This window comes from Ruegeria sp. C8, assembly GCF_056537565.1.
The window spans coordinates 461,128-480,671 of sequence record NZ_JBQFRV010000001.1 but is presented as its reverse complement, the minus strand read 5'-3'; the positions used below and the strand labels follow the sequence as shown (position 1 = coordinate 480,671).

The following is a 19,544-nucleotide window of genomic DNA, read 5'->3' as shown; positions in this document are numbered from 1 at the left end:
TGCGCTAGGGTCACGCTCAAACGATCTCGGGAAAACTTGAGGCCATGAGCAGGATTTTCTTTTGCATCGCGCTGATCTGGGCGCTGTCCGGTGCCGCATTGGCGCAGGACTTCACTGCGTTGGCGCGCGTGCAGCCGGACCAAAGCCGCATCATCGATTCTGGTCGCACGGCGGTTCAGGTCGATCTTGGCGTCAGTCAGGGTGTGCCTTACCGCATCTTCACGCTGCGCGATCCCTACCGCATGGTCCTCGACTTTCAAGAGGTCGACTGGACCGGCCTCAACGCCGACGACTTCCTACAAACCGACCGGATCAGTGGCGTGCAGTTCGGGGCCTATGTCCCCGGCTGGTCCCGTATGGTGCTGGAACTGGGCGCCCCTATGGCGGTGGACGCGGCCGAGTTGCGTTTGGATGAGGCCTCGGGCGCGGCGCTGTTGACCCTTCAATTGGTCGGTACCGATTTTGACACGTTCAACGCGTCCGCTGGCGTGCCGCAGAACCACGGCTGGGATCTTCCAGAACCCGCCGTCACCACGTCCGAGGTCCCGCGCAATGTGGCGCAGGTCATGCGGGTGATGCTGGACCCCGGCCATGGCGGTATCGACCCGGGCGCCGAATTCGGTGGCATTGACGAGAAAACCATGATGCTGACCTTCGCGCGTGAACTACGTGAATTACTATTAAGGTCAGGTGGTTACGAGGTGGTGCTGACGCGGGTCGAGGATCAGTTCGTCTCACTAGAGCGTCGTATCGCTCTGGCACACAGGGCGGGTGCAGATGTGTTTATCTCGCTGCATGCCGATTCCCTCTCCGACGGGCAGGCCCACGGCGCGGCGGTCTATACCTTGTCCGAGGATGCCTCGGACGTGGCCAGCGTCAAACTGGCCGAGCGCCATGATCGGGGCGATCTTTTGTCTGGGGTCGATCTGAACGGGGCAGATGATCAGGTCACCGATGTGCTGCTGGATATGGCGCGGCAGGAGACCAAACCCCGCACCACATCACTTGCTGGCGCGATTGCCAATGGCATGGCGCAACAGGGCGGGCCGATGAATCGTAAACCGCTGCGCACCGCATCGTTTTCGGTGCTGAAGGCGGCGGATATCCCATCGGTTCTGGTGGAGCTTGGGTTTCTTTCCAGCCCCAGAGACCTGAAAAACATCAAAAATCCCGAATGGCGCGCCAAGATGGCGCTGGGGATTTATCAGGGGCTCGAGGACTGGCGGCAGCAAGATGTGATCAGACGATCCCTGATTGGACAGTGACCTGACGACGCAAAACGGCTAGAATGCGCTTGTGGTTTTGACGCATGTTTTGACCCTTGGGCTTGGCATCCCTATATAGGCGGCAGCGCGAAAAAAAGGCAGTGACGTGATCCGGTTCATTCTATCGATTTTCGGGGCAGTTTTCAGCCTCGTGACTTTGGGTATCTTCATGGTTGCGCTGGTGATCGGCGCGGTCTTCTGGATGTATGGTCGCGACCTGCCCAGCCACGAGTCGCTGGCCCAATATAAACCGCCCACGATCAGCCGGATCTATTCCGGCGAGGGGCAGTTGATCGACGAATTCGCTCAGGAGCGCCGTCTGTTCACCCCGTCCGAGGAAATCCCCGACCTGGTGAAACAGGCGTTTATTTCTGCGGAAGACAAGAATTTCTACACCCATCAGGGCTATGACCCGCGCGGCATCATCGCTGCTGGTGTCGAAGCTGTACGCACCAAAGGTGAAACTGTTCGCGGTGCCTCGACCATCACGCAGCAGGTGATGAAGAACTTCCTGCTGTCGGGCGACCGTCGGGCCGAGCGCAAGATCAAGGAAATCATCCTCGCCACCCGGCTTGAGGATACGCTCGACAAGGAACAGATCCTCGAGCTTTACATGAACGAGATCTTTCTGGGTCAGAACTCCTATGGTGTGACCGCTGCGGCGCAGACCTATTTCAACAAGACCCTGCAGGAACTGGCCCCGCATGAGGCCGCGATGCTGGCCGCGATGCCCAAGGCGCCGTCGGACTACCACCCGGTCCGCCAAAAGGAACGCCTGCTGGCTCGCCGCAACTATGTTCTGCGCGAGATGAACCAGAACGGTTACATTGATCAGGCGACCTATGAAGCCGAGGTCGAGATGCCTCTGCGTTCAGTCCAGAACGGGGATTTTGAAAGCTTCCGCACCGCACTGCCGCCACGTGACTATTTCACCGACGAAATCCGCCGCCAGCTGAGCGAGGATTTTGGTGAGGGTGAGTTCTTTACGGGTGGTTTCACCGTGCGCGCTTCGGTTGACGAAGAAATGCAGGTCGAGGCCGCGCGTGCGCTGCGCGAGGCGTTGCAGAAATACGACCTGTCACGCGGCAGATGGCGTGGCACGGGCGAGGTGATCGCAGAAGAACAGCTGGCGGATGAGGCCCAATGGCGCGATGCGCTGGCGCAGATGGAGATCCCCCGTGACGTCGTCCTGCCGACCCAGTGGTACCCGGCCGTTGTGCTGGATGTGGCTGAGCAACAATTGACCGTCGGAATCGAGGATGGCCCCGCCGATGGCACCATTCCTCGCTCTGACATCAAGTGGATGCAGGGCAACTTCTTCGACAATTTCAAACGTGGCGACGTGATCCTTGTCATGGCCGGGGAAGAGGGCCAATGGTCCGCCCGTCAGGTGCCCGAAGTGCAGGGTGGCTTTGTCGCGATGGACGTGAACTCGGGCCGTGTTCTGGCGATGCAGGGCGGGTTCTCGTATCAAGATACCGTGTTCAACCGCGCCACGCAGGCGCAGCGCCAGCCGGGGTCTTCATTCAAGCCGTTCGTTTACGCCGCCGCGCTCGACAGTGGCTATAGCCCGGCGACGATCGTTGTGGACGCGCCGATTGAGGTGAATACACCGCAGGGCCTGTGGCGCCCCAAGAACTCGTCGAACAAGTTCTACGGCCCGACACCGCTGCGCACCGGGATCGAACAGTCGCGGAACCTGATGACCATCCGTCTGGCGCAAGAGGTCACGATGCCCGTCGTTGCGGGTTATGCGGAACGGTTTGGTGTCTATGAACGGATGGGTGCGTTCTTGGCCAACTCGCTCGGGTCCGAAGAAACCACACTGTATAAAATGGTTGCGGCCTACGCGATGTTCGCAAATGGCGGTGAGCGGGTCGAACCTACTCTGGTCGATCGGATTCAGGACCGCTTTGGCAAGACAATCTATCGCCATGACGATCGCCAGTGCCTCGATTGCAACTCGACCTGGTTGGAGCAAAACGAGTCGCCGACCATCGAGACCAACCGCTCGCAGGTCATGGATGCGATTACCGCCTATCAGCTGACCTCGATGATGAAGGGTGTTGTGGATCGCGGGACAGCGTCGCGCTATGTCAACCTGCCGGTGCCGACGGCGGGCAAGACCGGAACGACCAACGAATCCAAGGATGCGTGGTTCATCGGCTTCACCTCGAACATCGTGGCCGGTTGCTATATCGGTTATGACCGTCCGCGTCCGATGGGCCGGGGGGCTTATGGTGGCACCATGTGCGGGCCGGTCTTCCAGAGCTTCATGGAAAAAGCCGTTGAGAAATACGGCGGTGGTCCGTTCGAAGTGCCCGAGGGTGGTCACTTCATCAAGATCGACCGTTTCAGTGGCGCGCGCCTGCCTGATGACGCATCCGGCGAATATGTCGTGGCCGAGTTCTTCCGGGATGGTGTGGATGGGTTTATCGACCGCGTTTATGACGGCGGCTTTGCCATCGGATCGGACCTTCCGCTGTTCGAAGAGGCGCAACGCGCGGGCGTTCAGGTGCAGACCTCGACGGGCAGCACTGTCACTGTTGGCCCCAAAGCCTCGCAAGGGGATTTGAGTACCGGCGGCCTTTACTGATCGCTTCGTGAAATCTCTTTCGGCCAGACGTGCAATCCCGTCTGGCCCGTCTTGTGGTGGCCTTCCGCTCTTGCTATCACGCAGTCCTGTTTGACCAAGTTGGGGCAAGACCATGCGCGCCGAAACCCAGAATATCGTGGCGGAAATCGAAAAGTCACTAGAGCTGCTGGCGCAGCGCATGGACTATGAAACCGCGCCCCATCGGCTTGAGGAATTCAACGCGCGGGTCGAGGATCCGAACCTGTGGGACAGCCCCGAGAACGCACAGAAACTGATGCGCGAACGGCAGATGCTGGTCGACGCGATCGAGACCTACGAGTCCATCAAAACCGATCTCAGCGACAATATCGAGCTGATCGAGCTGGGCGAGATGGAAGAGGATGAAGAGGTTGTTCAGGACGCCGAAGCCTCGATCAAGTCTCTGAAGGACAAAGCCGCCAAGAAAGAGCTGGAGGCTCTGCTCGATGGCGAGGCTGACAGCAACGATACCTTCCTCGAGATCAACTCGGGCGCGGGTGGGACCGAGAGCTGTGACTGGGCCTCGATGCTGGCGCGGATGTATGTGCGTTGGGCGGAAAAGAAGGGCTACACGGTCGAGCTGCAATCCGAGACAGCCGGCGAAGAAGCCGGGATCAAGTCGGCGGCCTACAAGATTTCGGGTCACAATGCCTATGGCTGGCTGAAATCGGAAAGCGGCGTGCATCGTCTGGTGCGAATCTCGCCTTATGACTCGGCGGCCAAGCGGCATACATCGTTCAGTTCGGTCTGGGTTTACCCCGTGGTCGACGACAATATCGAGATTGAGGTGAACCCAGCCGATATTCGTATTGATACCTATCGGTCCTCGGGAGCGGGTGGACAGCACGTGAACACCACGGACTCGGCGGTGCGGATCACGCACATCCCGACCGGGATTGTTGTGACCTCATCCGAGAAGTCGCAGCACCAGAACCGCGATATTGCCATGAAAGCGCTGAAATCGCGCCTCTACCAACAAGAGCTGGACCGTCGGAACGCCGATATCAACGCGGCGCATGAGGCAAAGGGGGATGCGGGCTGGGGCAACCAGATCCGATCCTACGTCTTGCAGCCTTATCAGATGGTGAAGGATCTGCGGACCAATCATGAGACCTCGGATACCAAAGGTGTTTTGGACGGAGATCTGGATGGGTTCATGGCGGCGACGCTGGCGTTGAACGTGGCGGGCAAAAGCCGGTCCGAGGCGCAGGGCGACTAAGTCTGGGCAGGGGGCGCTGCCCCCGCCGCGGCAAGCCGCGACTCCCCCGAGATATTTTTAGCCAGATGAAGGGGATCCGGGTGGTGCTTAGCCATTCGGGAAAAGATGTATTTAAACAATGGGTTTTATTGGTCGGGGTGCGCGGCTAGGCTGGATTTGAACCAAACAGATCGAGGTGATTGAAACCCGGATGGATATCACTCAGCTTTCCGCAAAGACGCTGGTCGATCAGTTGTCATCTGGTGCTGTTTCAGCGGTCGAGGTGATGGCTGCGACGCTGGAGCGGGTTGAGGCCGTGAATGGAACGGTCAATGCGATTGTGGCGCTGCGCGATGCGGATGATCTGATGGCCGAGGCGGCGGCAATGGATACGGGTCCCAAGCGGGGGCCATTGCATGGGTTGCCGATTGCGGTGAAGGATCTGGTCAATGTCGCCGGGATAGTGTCATCGCAGGGATCGCCACTGTTTCGTGATTTTGTGCCCGAACAGGACGATCTGATCGCGGCGCGGATGCGCGCGGCTGGGGCAATCTTGATTGGCAAGACTAACTCACCCGAGTTTGGGCTTGGCTCGCACACGTTCAACCCTGTCTATGGAGCAACCCGGAACCCTTATGATGGGGCGCGTACCTGTGGGGGGTCGTCTGGTGGCGCGGCGGTTGCGTTGGCGACTGGGATGGTCGCGTTGGCCGATGGCTCGGACATGATGGGAAGCCTGCGCAACCCGGCCGCGTGGAACAACGTTTACGGATTTCGCCCCAGCTGGGGGCGGGTGCCGTCGGAACCCGTTGGAGAAGGGTTTCTGCATCAGTTGTCGACTCTGGGGCCAATGGCGCGCAGCCCTGAGGATTTGGGGCTTTTGCTCGACGTGATCTCGGGCGCTGATCCCCGGTCACCTTTGGTCTCGGATGCCGGGCACGTGAGTCCCGTTCAAGCCGCTGATCTGCGCGGGGCGCGGATTGGGTGGTTGGGAGATTGGGGCGACGCATTTCCGTTTGAGGACGGCATTCTGGACCTTTGCCGCGATGCCCTAAGCGTTTTCGAAGACCTGGGTGCAGTGGTCGAAGATGTGTCTGCGCCCTTCGATGCCGAAAAGATGTGGGACAGTTGGATTACCCTGCGGTCCTGGGCGGTGGCGGCGGGATTGCAGCCGTTGCAGGGCAAATCAGAGGCCTTGAAGGACAGCGCACAGTGGGAGTTGGAGCGTGGCCTGATGCTATCCGCCATGCAGGTGCACGAGGCCAGCGTTACCCGGTCGGAGTGGTTCCGGCGGGCGGCTGGGCTGTTTCAGGACTATGATGTTTTGGTTCTGCCGGCCGCACAGGTCTGGCCCTTCGATATCGAGACGCCGTATCCGCGTGAGATCATGGGGCGAGTGATGGATACCTATCATCGCTGGATGCAGGTGACAGTGCCGGTCAGCCTGATTGGCTTGCCCTGTCTGGCTGCGCCTGCCGGGTTCGGAGCGGAAGGCCTGCCAATGGGCTTTCAGCTATTGGGACCCAAAGGGTCGGATGCGCGGCTGCTGTCCATGGGGGCGGCGTATCACGAGGCAACGACATGGCCGCAGAAAAGGCCCGCGATGAGATAGGGCCAGACGGGGAGGAGAAACAGATGGAAAGACCTTTCGGAGCGCCTCAGATGCGCCCTGTTGACAGTGGGATGCTAAAACAGGCGATGCGGCGGGCGTGGGTTGACCTTCGCAGGGCGCCGCTGTTCGGCTTGATATTTGCGGGGTTCTATGTGTTGGCGGGCTGGGCGATCGCTTGGGTGACCCTCCGGACAGGAACAAGCTATTGGTTGGTCCTCGCCGCGATCGGGTTCCCTCTGATCGGTCCGTTTGCGGCAGTCGGGCTATATGAGGTGTCGCGTCGTTTGGAGGCCGGAGAGGAGCTTGATTTTAACGCGATATTCGGGGTTGTGCTGCAGCAGAGCCGTCGCCAGCTGCCCTCCATATGCGCGATCATTGTGGTTATGTTTCTGTTCTGGTTCTTTCTGGGCCACATGATCTTTGCCCTGTTCATGGGGCTGTCGACGCTTACGAACGTGTCCTCCTCGCTCGAAGTGTATCTGACGGCAAACGGGTTGATGATGCTGGCCGTAGGGTCGGCCGTCGGGGCGGTCTTTGCCACCATCCTCTATATGATCACCGTACTGTCGATCCCGATGCTGCTGGACCGCGAACTGGATTTTGTGACGGCAATGATCGAAAGTTTCTCCTACGTGAGGGACAACTTTCCGGTCATGATCGGGTGGGGCATTTTCATCGCCGTGCTGACGTTTGTCGCGATGGTGCCATGGTTCTTGGGACTGCTTCTGGTGCTGCCGCTTTTAGGTCATGCAAGCTGGCACCTGTATCGCCTGATCTGCGAGGATGGCCCGAGCTAGCGCCGTTCGTCGGGCCTGTTGGCCCGCATCAGCTTGCGCGCGACACCAAGCGCATCTGTTGCATCCTGCCCCAATCGGGTCAGGGTCACGGCGCGCGCGTCGTCTTTGTCCGGGCGGGTGTAGCTTGTGCCTTGCCAGAGGGTATCTTTCTTGCTGACCACATAGACCCGGCTGTTCTGGCCGTTACGACCGGAAATCAGCATGTAGACATAGTCGCCGGAACAGCTTGCTATGCCGCGCACCTCTCGTGCAATGGATGGGCTGCCGGGCATGGCGCTGCGCGGTGTGAAGCCTCGGATCAACGTGCATTGCGGCAGCCTTTTCGCGTGCAATACGATGGACGTTCGGGTGTCCGTCGCCGCATAAAAACCCGGTGGAAAGGTGCAGTCATGTGTGGCCTGGGCGCCCGAGCCGAGGAATTGCGTCAGAGTGGCGTTCACATGATGCGTATTGGCATCCGGGATGTCGTCAAGCGGGGTGAGAACGATGCGGGCATCCACATCAAAGAAGCGACACATCCGGTCCAGAACATCCGCGCGCGGAAAACTCTCGCCCGCAAGATATCTGTTGAATTGAGTTCGGTTGATGCCCAGTTCGCGGCACAATGCCGAAATCGAAGGGTAGTTTCGTGCCAAGCGTCTGAGGTTTGCACCGAACATGGCGCGAAGTTCGTCCGGGCTGCGCGTATCCTCTGGCATCGGTTCCCCCTGCATCGGCGGTTTCAGTCGTGAAAACAGCGGTGCGGACCGGCGGACCGGATGTGTGACCGAAATCGTAAAGATGACCCCAAAGCAACGTTTCCCCACGCCGCGTTGCACTTGAGATGCTAATCGGACGTAGGGTAAAGGCAATAGGTATTTGTCTGCTGGTGGTGATCTTTATGGTTTATTTGCAGGCTTTTTTGTAATGAAGTATCAAATGGGTACTTGTTGTAAAAAGCGAAAGGTCCCAGCGGTACCCTGCCGGGACCTTGCAACTGTCAGTCGCCGCGCAACAGGGCGGCCACGCCAGTTCTGGCGATTTCGACGAGCCCCAACGGGCGCATGAGGTCAGCAAAAGCATCGATCTTGTCGGGCGCGCCCGTGATCTCAAATATGAACGAGTTCAACGTGCTGTCGACCACATTGGCGCGGAAAATATCGGCCAGACGCAGCGCCTCGACCCGCTTGTCGCCTTCGCCAACAACCTTGATGATCGCCAGTTCCCGCTCGACCGAAGGGCCTTCGACTGTCAGGTCATGGACCTCGTGAACTGGTACGATGCGGCCCAATTGGGTCTTTATCTGCTCGATCACCTGCGGGGTACCGGTGGTCACGATGGTGATGCGGCTGAGGTGTCCTGTATGGTCGACCTCGGCCACGGTCAGGCTTTCGATGTTATAACCACGGCCCGAGAACAGGCCGATCACGCGGGCTAGAACGCCTGGCTCGTTCTCTACCAGAACCGCAATCGTATGGCGCTCCTGCACGTCCGAAAAGGTCGGGCGTAGGTTATAGGCCGAGTGGCGGGTGGAGCCTTTTTTGATATGTAGGGCAGACATTTATGTCCCTTTCATCATCTTGCGAAAACCGGGCGTCGGGCGCCCGGTCAATTCCGACGAATGTTGTTAAACCAGAACCGAACCTTTGGAATCGATCACGCCCTGCGTTTCGGCCTCGCCCAGCAGCATCTCGTTATGAGCTTTGCCCGACGGGATCATGGGGAAGCAGTTCTCGTGCTTTTCTACAAGGCAATCAAAGATCACCGGGCCGTAATAGTTGATCATCTCCATGATCGCGTCGTCCAGATCGGCTGGGTCGGAACACAGGATGCCCTTGGCCCCGAAGGCCTCGGCGAGTTTGACGAAATCGGGCAGGGCTTCGGACCACGAATGTGAGTAGCGCTCACCATGCAGCAGCTCTTGCCATTGGCGGACCATGCCGAGGCGTTCGTTGTTCAGGATGAACTGTTTCACCGGCAGGCGGTACTGAACGGCGGTGCCCATTTCCTGCATGTTCATCAGCCACGAAGCCTCACCCGCGACGTTGATGACCAACGCATCCGGATGCGCCATCTGCACACCGATCGAAGCCGGAGTGCCGTAGCCCATCGTGCCCAGACCGCCTGAGGTCATCCAGCGGTTGGGGTCCTCGAACCCAAGGTACTGCGCGGCCCACATCTGGTGCTGACCAACTTCGGTCGTGATGTAGCGATCGTGGTTTTTCGTCAGCTCTTCAAGGCGTTGCAGCGCGTATTGCGGTTTGATGGTCTTCTCGCTGTTGGTGTAGGCAAGGCAGTTGACCTTGCGCCAGTCGGCAATCTGCTCCTGCCACTTGGCGACCGAGGCCGCATCGGTCTTGCGACCGCGCGATTTCCAGACCTTCAAAATATCTTCCAGAACATGCGCAACATCGCCGACGATCGGGATGTCGACGCGGATCACCTTGTTGATCGAAGACGGATCAATGTCGATATGCGCCTTTTTCGAGTTCGGTGAGAACGCGTCGATGCGGCCGGTGATCCGGTCGTCGAACCGAGCGCCGATGTTGATCATCAGGTCACAGTCATGCATCGCCAGGTTGGCCTCATAGAGACCATGCATCCCCAGCATGCCCAGCCAGTTCTCACCCGAGGCCGGGTAAGCGCCAAGGCCCATCAGGGTCGAGGTGATCGGGAAACCCGTCGCATCCACCAGCTCACGCAGCAATTGACTGGCTGCGGGGCCCGAGTTGATGACGCCGCCGCCGGTGTAGAAAACGGGTTTCTTGGCGATCTCCATCGCAGCGACCAGTTCGGTGATCTCTTCCAGATCGCCCTTCAGAACAGGCTGATAGCGAGAGGTCGAGGTCTTGGGGCCAGTATAGTCTCCGGATGCAAACTGCACGTCCTTGGGAATGTCGATCAGCACCGGACCCGGACGGCCCGAGGTGGCGACGTGGAACGCCTCGTGCATGGTTTCGGCCAGCGAATCCGTGTCCTTCACCAGCCAGTTATGCTTGGTGCAGGGGCGGGTGATGCCAACGGTGTCGGCCTCTTGGAACGCATCCGAGCCGATCATGAAGGTCGGGACCTGACCGGTCAGAACAATGATCGGGATCGAGTCCATCAGCGCATCCGTCAAACCGGTGACCGCATTGGTCGCGCCGGGGCCGGATGTCACAAGCGCAACGCCGGGTTTGCCCGTCGAGCGGGCATAGCCTTCGGCCGCGTGGACCGCGCCTTGCTCATGCCGCACCAGGACGTGGCGAATGTCGTTTTGCAGAAAGATCTCATCATAGATCGGTAGGACGGCGCCACCGGGATATCCGAATACTGTGTCCACGCCCTGATCCTTGAGGGCCTGAACCACCATCTTTGCGCCGGTCATCTCACGTGTCATCTGCTTTGCTCCGTTCGCGACATGTGTCTTGCGTTTGCCAAAAAAAAGCCCCCGAGTTTTTCGGAGGCGCATGGGTTCGATTGTGGTTTTCCGTTACCGGCCCATACGCGTGTTTCCTACGATTACGACTAGCGTGTTCATCGCCAGAGGCTCCTTATCAGCTTGCAGGGGACATTATGTTCGGCACGACGGAGCGTCAACAGTCAATCGTATGAATTTCATGACCGGATTGATGAATTTTGCGACATTTTGTTGCGCAAAATGCCGCATGTCGGGAATTTCCGGTAAAACCATAGGGCGCGCGCGGTGTTTTGACGGATTTCCGACTTGTCCAAAACCGCCAACGCGATGTCTGAAATGAACCAGAAGCGCGTCATGTGCTGCGGCAGGCTGCCTTTTATGAGGGGCAAATAGGGAGGTCGGCCTTGCTGCAGGAACTCGTGGATTTGGGGCGCTATCCGATTGATCGTCCGGACTCGACCGCGTACCGCCAGTTGATCGGTGATCTGCGCCGAGAGCTTGAGCATGACGGTTGCGCGGTTCTGCCGGGATTTGTGCATGAGGGCGGGTTGGAGCAGTTACTGGTAGAGGCAGATGCCGTCGCGCCCAAGGCTCATCGGTCTTTCAACCGTACGAATGTTTATTTCACCAAGGATGACCCCAGCTATGGGATCGGGCATCCGGTGCGTCGGTTCTATGATAGGTCGAATGCGTTTGTACCTGCAGACAATTTCCCCGGATCGGGTCCTCTGCGGCGTATTTATGAGTTTGACGGTTTTCTGCCGTTCATTCGCGATGCGCTGGATGAGCCTGAGGATCGGTTCTTTCGCTATGATGATCCGCTGGCGGATGTCATCATCAACGTCGTGGAAGAGGGGCAGGGGTTTCCCTGGCATTTCGACACCAACAACTACACGGTGACCTTGGCCATTCAGAACGCCGAGACAGGCGGCGCGTTTGAATATGCCCCGGATCTACGCAGTTCTGAGGATGAGAATTTTTCGGCGGTAAGAAGAGTTCTGGATGGCGATATGCAGGCCGTTCACCGGATCGACTTGCAGCCCGGTGATCTGCAAATATTCAAGGGTCGCTATGCCTTGCATCGTGTTGCGCCGGTTGAAGGCGCGCGCAAGCGCTACGTTGGCATCTTCTCATTTGTGGACACCGAAGGCATGTGTGGCGGGGTTGAGAGGACGCGGCAGCTCTATGGTCGGGTTCTGCCGCATCACTACGCGCGAGAGGGCCGCCGGGCCGATGAATTATTGGACTGAGTTGCCGACACAGGTAGGTTAGGGCCCATTCAGGGAGGGCTTTGGCATGGCGCGTATACTGCAACTCACTCCGTTTGTTTTGTGTTCGTCGTTGCAGAACCAGATTGATTTCTATTGTGAGCGCTTGGGATTCAGCTGCGGGTTTCGACAGGACAATTATGCTTTTCTTTCGCGCGGACCGTTGGCTATTCGGCTGCTGGAATGCCCGCCGCGAGACGATGGCAAGCTGCTGGGGGAAGAGCAGTCCTTCTACATAGATGTCGAGGGGGTTGATGCGCTGTATGACAGCCTCAAACCGGGGTTGGAAGATCTGCCCGACGGACGTGTGCGCTCTCCGTTTGATCAGCCGTACCAGCAACGCGAGTTTCACGTCATTGACGAGGATGGGACATTGATCTTTTTCGGCGAGGATATCAGGCCGCGCGGGTAGCCCTCCCGCCCATCGTCAACGCGCCTGCGGCGCGCCTCCTCTGGTTGGGCCGGGCAGCGCGTGCCGCGCTGTGGGTGGCTCAGAAGCCGACGCCGGTACCCTGCAATACGCCATGTTCCAGCGCATAACGGGTCAGGCCTGCTGTAGAGGAGATGCCCAGTTTGCGTTTGATGTTCTTTCGGTGCGTCTCGACAGTCCGGACCGAGATATCGAGTGCCAGGGCGACTTCTTTGTTGGATTTTCCCTGCGCAAGTTCAAGAAGGATGGTCTGTTCGCGCCCGGTAAGGGCTTCGCGGGCGCTGTCGCCTTTGGGCTTCAAGGACCCGCTGGCGCCGGTGCATAGATATTGCTCGCCCTTCATCACGGCATCAATCGCCTCTTTGATCTCATCCGTGGGGACGTCTTTCAGCACATAGCCTTTGGCGCCGTGGCTGAGCGCGGTTGAGATGTATTCGGGGCTGTCATGCATCGACAGGATCAGAATGCGGGTTTCGGGCAGGCGTTCGAGGATCAGTTCGGTCGCGCTCAGGCCGCCGAGACCGGGCATGTTGAGGTCCATCAGGATCACGTCGGGTGTCAACTCGGCCGCGTGATCAACCGCGGCCTGACCGCTGCCCAGAGTGCCGACGACCTCTATCTCATCATAGCTTTCGAGGATCGACTGGATGCCCTCGGCCACCATGGGGTGATCGTCGACAATGAGGACTCGGATGGTCATGTCCCGGCCTTTCGGTTCGGTGTTGCGTCTTCCTGCGGCGGCAGCAGGTGGCTGAGGGGCAGGCTGACTTCGATCACCGTGCCCCCGTGCGGGCCGCGTGATGACAGAATACGCAACGTGCCGTCAAGCTGTTCGATCCGTTCCTGCATGTTGCGTAGCCCGATGCCGGTGCCGCTCTGATCCGGTTCAGAGCGCAGCCCGCGCCCGTCATCAGTGATCCGCATGGTCGCGCCTTTCTTGTGCCCGCGCAAGTCGATTGTAACATGCGAGGCGTCTGCGTGGCGCTCAATATTGGTCAAAGCTTCTTGAGCGATGCGGTAGAGGGCGATCTTGCTGTCCTGATCCAGCCGGTTGCGGAAGACAACGGTCGAAAACTCGGTTTCGATCCCTGTGCGCTCGCGGAAGTCATCGGTCAACGCCTTGAGGGCCGGGCCGAGGCCTAGATCATCCAGCACGCCGGGGCGTAGGTCGCGGCTGATGCGGCGTACTTCGGTGATCGCCGTGCCGAGATGATCAATGCCCTTGTCCAATGGGGCCTGCGCGCCCGCGTCATCGCCTCGGGACAAGCGCCTTCGCGCATTATCAAGAGCATAGCGGACACCGACAAGAATCTGGCTGATCCCGTCATGCAGCTCGCGCGCGACCCGGCCGCGTTCTTCTTCCTGAGCGTCGAACACTCGCTGGGTCAGCTCTTTCAGCTTTGCATCGGCCAGCCGCCGCTCGCGTATGTTCAGCAACATGCCCGAGGCAAAGACGATCAGGACTGAGGCTACAACGATGGCGCCAATATACATGAAGGTGCGTTGGACCCGGTCCTCGACCTCCGCGCGGGCATTGGCGACGGTTGCCAATATGTCGTCGATGAAGACACCGGTGCCCACGGCCCAACGCCAATCCTGCAGGCCCACAACATAGGCGATCATCTGCGCCTCTTCCCCGGTCGAGGGCTTTTCCCACATGAAACTGTGCCAGCCTGCACCTTGGCGTGCGAGACGGATGAACTCATCCACGACCGGAGTACCGTCGCTGTCGGTCAGACCGTCCCAATTGCGGTTGATGAACTGGGTCTGGCGGGGGCTGACCAAGTTCGTGCCGTCATAGTCATAGACAAAGAAGAACCCGTCCTGCCCGTAGATCATCGCCGACAGAATCTGAGTTACCAGCGTTTTGGCGACGTCATCGTCAGGTTCAGCGCGCCCGTAGATATAGGCAAACCCGTTGCGCGCCTGTGTGACGTAGTTCTTCAGTTCTTCCTTCTTGGCCTCGATCAGGCGTAGCTCCAGCGCCTGTATTTCGCGCTCGGATGTCGCTCGGGCCTGATAGGCGACCAGAAAGGCAATGGCCGCGACGGCAACGACCAGAGGGATGGCCGCAACCAAAGACAGTTTCTGCGCATAGGTCAGCGAAACCAGATGTCGGAGTCTTTGCATGGTCGAATCGATACGCAAGCGGCGGCGAAAATGCAAAAAGATTGAGCGTTTCTGGGGGTAAATGCCCTCGGGAACGTGGGATGGCTGGCTTTTTTGCCGATTTTATCTGCGAAAAACGGGCAGAAATTCGGGTTTCTACGCAGTAGTAGGTATTCCCTTTCATATCCCTGCCTCTAGGCTCCGATCCATTGAAAGCGACAGGCCCGGACACCTCCGGGTGATGACTTATGAAGGGGAGGAACACTCATATGGATCGTCGTTCATTTCTGAAGAAATCTGCTCTGGGCGGCTCGGCTGCTGCGGCAACCGCACTGGCGGCACCGGCTTATGCGCAGGGTCAGCGGACCCTGACCATGGTTACCTCGTGGGGTCGTGGTCTGGCCGGGGTGTTCGACAGCGCACAGCGCTGCGCCGATAGCATCAACGCGATGTCCGATGGCAGCCTGAACGTAGAAATCAAGGCCGCAGGCGAACTGGTTGGCGCGTTCGAAGTGTTCGACGCCGTTTCGTCCGGTCAGGCCGACATGTACCACGCGGCTGACTACTACTTTGTGGGTCAGCACCCAGGCTATGCCTTCTTCACCGCTGTTCCGTTCGGCATGACCGCGCAGGAACTGGTGAACTGGTACTACCACGACGGCGGCATGGAGCTGCATGACGAGCTGGGCTCGATCTTCGGCCTGAAGTCCTTCCTGGCGGGTAACACCGGCGCGCAGGCAGGCGGCTGGTACTCGAAAGAGATCAACGGCCCCGAGGATTTCCAGGGTCTGAAGTTCCGTATGCCAGGTCTGGGTGGCCAGGCACTTGGCAAACTGGGCGCATCGGTTCAGAACATTCCGGGTTCCGAAGTGTATCAGGCGCTGTCCTCGGGTGCGATTGACGGCACCGAGTGGATCGGCCCCTGGGCGGACGAAAAAGCGGGCTTCCAGGAAATCACCAAGACCTACTACACCGCGGGCTTCCACGAGCCGGGCGCAGGTCTGTCGCTGGCGACCAACCGCGACGTGTTCGACGAACTGACACCGGCCCAGCAGAAGATCATCGAGATCGCAGCGGCCGAAGCGCACCAGTGGAACCTGGCGCAGTTCCTGGCCAACAACGGTGCAGCTCTGCAGCGTCTGCAGTCGGGTGGCGTGAAGGTCATGGAATTCCCAGACAGCGTTTGGGATGCGTTCGGTCAGGCTTCGCAAGAGGTTCTGGACGAGAACATGGGCGACGAGCTGTTCAAGAAGATCCACGACAGTGCAATGGCATCGATGGCATCGTCCTCGGGCTGGTTGAACCTGTCGTCGGGTGCTTACACCGCTCAGCGCGACCGCGTTCGCGGCTAATCCCAAGTGAACTGACAAAACGGTTTCCCCGCAATCGCGGGGGAGCCTTTCTTGTTGCATATGCGCGGACCCATCATGCCGCTATAATTTGCAGTGCAACTGACGTGACCCGGGGACAACATGCAGGACGATAACGGTATCTCGTTTTTCGGCGCCCTGTGGAATGGACTGATCTGGTTCATTCAGAACATTGCCGAAGCCTTCTATAATTTTGGATATGCGATCACGCATCCGCAGCTGTGGCTGGATTGGTCCGACAAAGAATCCATCATGCGCTTTGTCTACTACGGAGGCTCGGTCGAGTTCTTCTTCGTGGTGTTCACGCTGTTTCTGGTTCTTACGGCCATCGGCCTCTACTACCGAAACGTGATGTGGGGCATGGTGCGCGGACTGGAGGCTTTCGCCAACACGACCGGACGTTTCTTTGCCTGGGCGGGTTTGCTTATGGTGATCCAGCAGATCGTTATCGTGTTCATGCAGCGGGTCTTTGCCCGGCCTGACATGTCCTTTGGCCTGGGTATTCCCTTCAATCAGGACATCAGTTGGTTTGCCGAAGAGCTGAAGCTCTATAACGCGATGGTCGTCTGCCTGTGCTGCACCTACACCTTCGTGCAGGGCGGGCATGTGCGGGTTGACCTGATCTATGCCGGTATCAGCCACCGCGCCAAGCGGGTGGTCGATATGTGCGGAGCGGTATTGTTCATGATGCCGATGGCCGTGCTGACCTGGATGTATGGCTGGTACTTCATGTGGCGGCACCTGATCGTACCGAAACCCTCTGCCAGTGACACACTGGACAGGCTGGTGGCCAAGTCGCGCGCCCTGCGCTGGAACGTGGAAACCATCGGCTTCAGCCCGAACGGTTTCAACGCGTATTTCCTGTTCAAAATCCTGCTCGTGATCTTTGCGGGCATGGTGTTCCTGCACGCGGTTGCCTTCCTGTGGCGGTCGTATCTGGAATACGTGGAAGGGCCGGAAAGCGCCGGAAAATACCTCGACAAGGATAGCCTTGGTGAGGGTGAAGAAGCCTACGAAGGCGCACATTAAGGACGGAGACCAAGACAATGCTATTCGGACTTGATGGCGTCGAGATAGGCCTCATTATCGTATTCTTTTGCCTTTTCGGAGGCATTCTCTCAGGCTTCCCGGTGGCCTTCGCCATCGGTGGAGCGGGTGTGATCTCCTTCGGGATCATCGCCGCGCTGGACAGCGCTGGACTGCTTATCCACCAGGCGATTGACACTGGTTCACAAGCTTACCGAGACCTGGTGAATTCGGGGGTCAAACCCGATACGGTCTCGGTCTTCCGATACCCGGACTTACCAAGGATAGGCGAGCCGGTCTTCCCCTCGGGATGGGAAACCGCGCTGGACCGAAACGTTTCCTTCATCGTCAACCGCATGAACGAACGGGTTCTGGCCGGTCAGTCGATTGAGACCCTTCTGGCCGTTTTGATGTTCGTTCTGATGGGCATCACGCTGGAGCGTTCCAAGATCGCAAACGACCTGTTGACAACGATGGCACGTGTCTTTGGCCCGCTGCCCGGTGGTCTGGCCGTGTCGATTGTTGTTGTGGGTGCGTTTCTGGCCGCCTCGACCGGTATAGTTGGCGCGACCGTGGTTACCATGGGCCTGCTGGCGCTGCCGACGATGTTGCGTAACAACTACTCGCCCGAGTTGGCGACAGGTGTGATCGCGGCCTCGGGCACGCTGGGGCAGATCATCCCTCCGTCGATCGTGATCGTTTTGTTGGGCACTTTGGCGGGTGACTTGTACTCGACGGCGCAGGAAGAGCGTGCGGTCGAGGCAGGCTGTACCGATGCCCTGACCTTTTTGGGCGAACCTGCGGTGGTCTCGGTTGGAACCTTGTTCCAAGCGGCTTTGTTGCCGGGGATCATGCTGGCGCTGCTCTATGCGCTTTATGCCTTTGGTTATGCACTGCTGAACCCGGACAAGGCTCCTGCGGTTGAGCTGTCGGGTGGCTCTGGTGAGACGATCACCCGCTCTGAGGGTCTGACCTGGCTGCTGGGTGCGCCGGTTGCGATCATCGTGGGTGCGGTGCTTCTGGGCAGCGCGGGTGTGATCGGTAGCCAGAACATCTCGGTCTCGGCCTTCTCGGATGTGGGGCAGGGCGCGTCTTTGCGCACGAATGTCTCGGCTGAGTGTCAGGCCTCGATGATCGAACTGCATGGCCAATCCGCCTGGGATCAAGCTGTGGCCGAGCAAGAGGCAATCGACGCCGCCGGTGGCGTTGCCAGCGCTGAGCGCCTGAGCGACGAAGAACTCGCCGCCGCCCGTGACGCCAAGATCGCCAATGCGGCTCCGATCGGAACCGGCGTTTCGATTGTTGTGGTGCTGCTGGCGCTGACCTTGGTTCTGGGTCGTGGCATCGCGCCTTCACGCTCGCCGCAACCTCTGATCGTTGGGGCGATTGGCCTGTTGTTGATGCTGTTGGTGGATATTCTCTTCATCCAGCCAACAACCTCATCCGGGGCGACATTCGTGTTGCTGGCGATTCCCTTCGCCATCGCGATCTACGGCTGTAAGGAGGCTGCCGCGCGTTGTGCCACCAACGATCTGATACGAGTTGTGTTCCCGCCGCTGGTTCTGATCATCGCGGTGCTGGGTTCGATCCTTGGCGGTGTTACCAATCCGACACCTGCTGCGGCACTGGGTGCCGGTGGTGCGATCATGTTGGCTGCGTACCGCAAGCTGCAGGATCAGGGCCGGTCCGGAAGTGTGATCATCTGGTCGACCTTTGCAGTCATCATCTGTTTGCTGATGGGTGTGAATTTCGATCTGCGTATCAATCAGGGCAATGTCCCGGTTGAGACCTGGATCGCCTTCATTCTGGCTTATGCGACGTACCTGTACGCTCTGTTCGGTCTGTTGTTCGGCTGCTGGGTCCTGTTCTCAAGCGGGGTTCTGACGCCGGTGGTGCGCGAGACGGCGAAGGTGACCTCGATGGTGTTTACCATCCTGATCGGGTCGCAGTTGCTGAACCTTGTGGTGATCTCCTTCGGGGGTGAGCATTACATCCAGCAGTTCCTGCGCAGCTTCGACAACGAGTTCACGGTCTTCCTGATCGTGATGCTGGTGCTGTTCATTCTGGGCTTTGTGCTGGACTTCCTTGAGATCATCTACATCGTGATCCCGATTGTTGGGCCGGTGATCTATGGCGGGTCGTTCGATCCGAAATGGGTGACCATCATGGTGGCGGTGAACCTGCAGACCTCGTTCCTGACGCCACCCTTCGGGTTCGCCTTGTTCTACCTGCGAGGGGTCGCCCCGAAAGAGGTGACGACGGGCCATATCTATCGTGGCGTCGTACCGTTCGTGATCATTCAGGTCGTCGGTATTGCGATCCTATGGTTCTTCCCGACCATTGTGACCATCGTGCCGGATCTGATTCCGAACTGATCACTGAGTGTAGTCCAAATGAAAAAGGGGGCCTGGAAGGCCCCCTTTTACTTTCTTATTTTAGGTTTAAGGCGAAGAGCTTGCGCGGACTTTAAAAGAGT

General features: G+C 58.8%; 15 protein-coding genes. 10 read left to right on the top strand and 5 right to left on the bottom strand.

All coding sequences use genetic code 11. From position 1 onward, the window contains the following. Positions 1-44: 44 nt before the first annotated feature. The 5 genes from ACR0KL_RS02410 to ACR0KL_RS02390 all read left to right on the top strand — a co-directional run bounded on the left by ACR0KL_RS02410 (position 45) and on the right by ACR0KL_RS02390 (position 7,486). The gene (locus ACR0KL_RS02410) at positions 45-1,265 is read left to right on the top strand and encodes an N-acetylmuramoyl-L-alanine amidase (RefSeq protein WP_480776601.1); all 1,221 of its coding nucleotides are present in this window, start codon (positions 45-47) and stop codon (positions 1,263-1,265) included. Between the two features lie 106 nt (positions 1,266-1,371). Then, complete coding sequence (locus ACR0KL_RS02405; protein WP_480776600.1) at positions 1,372-3,861, top strand: penicillin-binding protein 1A; 2,490 nt, start codon at positions 1,372-1,374, stop codon at positions 3,859-3,861. Between the two features lie 112 nt (positions 3,862-3,973). Beyond that, the gene (gene prfB, locus ACR0KL_RS02400; RefSeq protein ID WP_170373982.1) at positions 3,974-5,098 is read left to right on the top strand and encodes a peptide chain release factor 2; all 1,125 of its coding nucleotides are present in this window, start codon (positions 3,974-3,976) and stop codon (positions 5,096-5,098) included. A 190-nt stretch (positions 5,099-5,288) separates the two neighbouring features. Further along, complete coding sequence (locus ACR0KL_RS02395) at positions 5,289-6,689, top strand: amidase (protein ID WP_170676325.1); 1,401 nt, start codon at positions 5,289-5,291, stop codon at positions 6,687-6,689. A 23-nt stretch (positions 6,690-6,712) separates the two neighbouring features. After that, complete coding sequence (locus ACR0KL_RS02390; protein ID WP_170676323.1) at positions 6,713-7,486, top strand: DUF2189 domain-containing protein; 774 nt, start codon at positions 6,713-6,715, stop codon at positions 7,484-7,486. Here ACR0KL_RS02390 and ACR0KL_RS02385 read toward each other — a convergent pair. The 3 genes from ACR0KL_RS02385 to ACR0KL_RS02375 all read right to left on the bottom strand — a co-directional run bounded on the left by ACR0KL_RS02385 (position 7,483) and on the right by ACR0KL_RS02375 (position 10,844). After that, the gene (locus tag ACR0KL_RS02385; protein ID WP_170676321.1) at positions 7,483-8,184 is read right to left on the bottom strand and encodes a helix-turn-helix domain-containing protein; all 702 of its coding nucleotides are present in this window, start codon (positions 8,182-8,184) and stop codon (positions 7,483-7,485) included. The genes ACR0KL_RS02390 and ACR0KL_RS02385 overlap by 4 nt on opposite strands. Before the next feature lie 281 nt (positions 8,185-8,465). Then, positions 8,466-9,026, bottom strand: a complete 561-nt coding sequence (ilvN, locus tag ACR0KL_RS02380; RefSeq protein ID WP_170373979.1) for an acetolactate synthase small subunit — start codon at positions 9,024-9,026, stop codon at positions 8,466-8,468. 66 nt (positions 9,027-9,092) lie between these two features. Then, positions 9,093-10,844: an acetolactate synthase 3 large subunit gene (locus tag ACR0KL_RS02375; protein WP_480776599.1), complete on the bottom strand. Its 1,752-nt coding sequence runs from the start codon at positions 10,842-10,844 to the stop codon at positions 9,093-9,095. 425 nt (positions 10,845-11,269) lie between these two features. Here ACR0KL_RS02375 and ACR0KL_RS02370 point away from each other — a divergent pair, with 425 nt between their 5' ends. Both ACR0KL_RS02370 and ACR0KL_RS02365 read left to right on the top strand, forming a co-directional pair. Further along, on the top strand, positions 11,270-12,115 hold the full coding sequence (locus ACR0KL_RS02370; protein WP_170676317.1) for a HalD/BesD family halogenase: 846 nt from the start codon (positions 11,270-11,272) through the stop codon (positions 12,113-12,115). 46 nt (positions 12,116-12,161) lie between these two features. Continuing rightward, a complete protein-coding gene (locus tag ACR0KL_RS02365; protein ID WP_170676315.1) occupies positions 12,162-12,545 on the top strand; it encodes a bleomycin resistance protein in 384 nt (127 codons plus the stop codon). A 79-nt stretch (positions 12,546-12,624) separates the two neighbouring features. Here ACR0KL_RS02365 and ACR0KL_RS02360 read toward each other — a convergent pair whose 3' ends face one another. Together ACR0KL_RS02360 and ACR0KL_RS02355 are read right to left on the bottom strand one after the other, a co-directional pair. Next, positions 12,625-13,263, bottom strand: a complete 639-nt coding sequence (locus ACR0KL_RS02360; protein WP_170373975.1) for a response regulator transcription factor — start codon at positions 13,261-13,263, stop codon at positions 12,625-12,627. Next, entirely contained in the window at positions 13,260-14,693 is a 1,434-nt protein-coding gene (locus ACR0KL_RS02355) for a cache domain-containing protein (protein WP_170466340.1), read from the bottom strand. The genes ACR0KL_RS02360 and ACR0KL_RS02355 overlap by 4 nt, the downstream gene beginning before the upstream one ends. A 248-nt stretch (positions 14,694-14,941) precedes the next feature. Between ACR0KL_RS02355 and ACR0KL_RS02350 the strand changes: the two genes are divergently transcribed. The 3 genes from ACR0KL_RS02350 to ACR0KL_RS02340 all read left to right on the top strand — a co-directional run bounded on the left by ACR0KL_RS02350 (position 14,942) and on the right by ACR0KL_RS02340 (position 19,443). Continuing rightward, a complete protein-coding gene (locus ACR0KL_RS02350) occupies positions 14,942-16,024 on the top strand; it encodes a TRAP transporter substrate-binding protein (RefSeq protein ID WP_170373973.1) in 1,083 nt (360 codons plus the stop codon). Between the two features lie 120 nt (positions 16,025-16,144). Next, positions 16,145-17,071 carry a TRAP transporter small permease subunit gene (locus ACR0KL_RS02345; protein WP_170466343.1) on the top strand — a complete coding sequence of 309 codons (927 nt, stop codon included), beginning with the start codon at positions 16,145-16,147 and terminating at the stop codon, positions 17,069-17,071. Between the two features lie 17 nt (positions 17,072-17,088). Continuing rightward, a complete protein-coding gene (locus ACR0KL_RS02340) occupies positions 17,089-19,443 on the top strand; it encodes a TRAP transporter large permease subunit (RefSeq protein WP_170676313.1) in 2,355 nt (784 codons plus the stop codon). Positions 19,444-19,544: the final 101 nt, after the last annotated feature.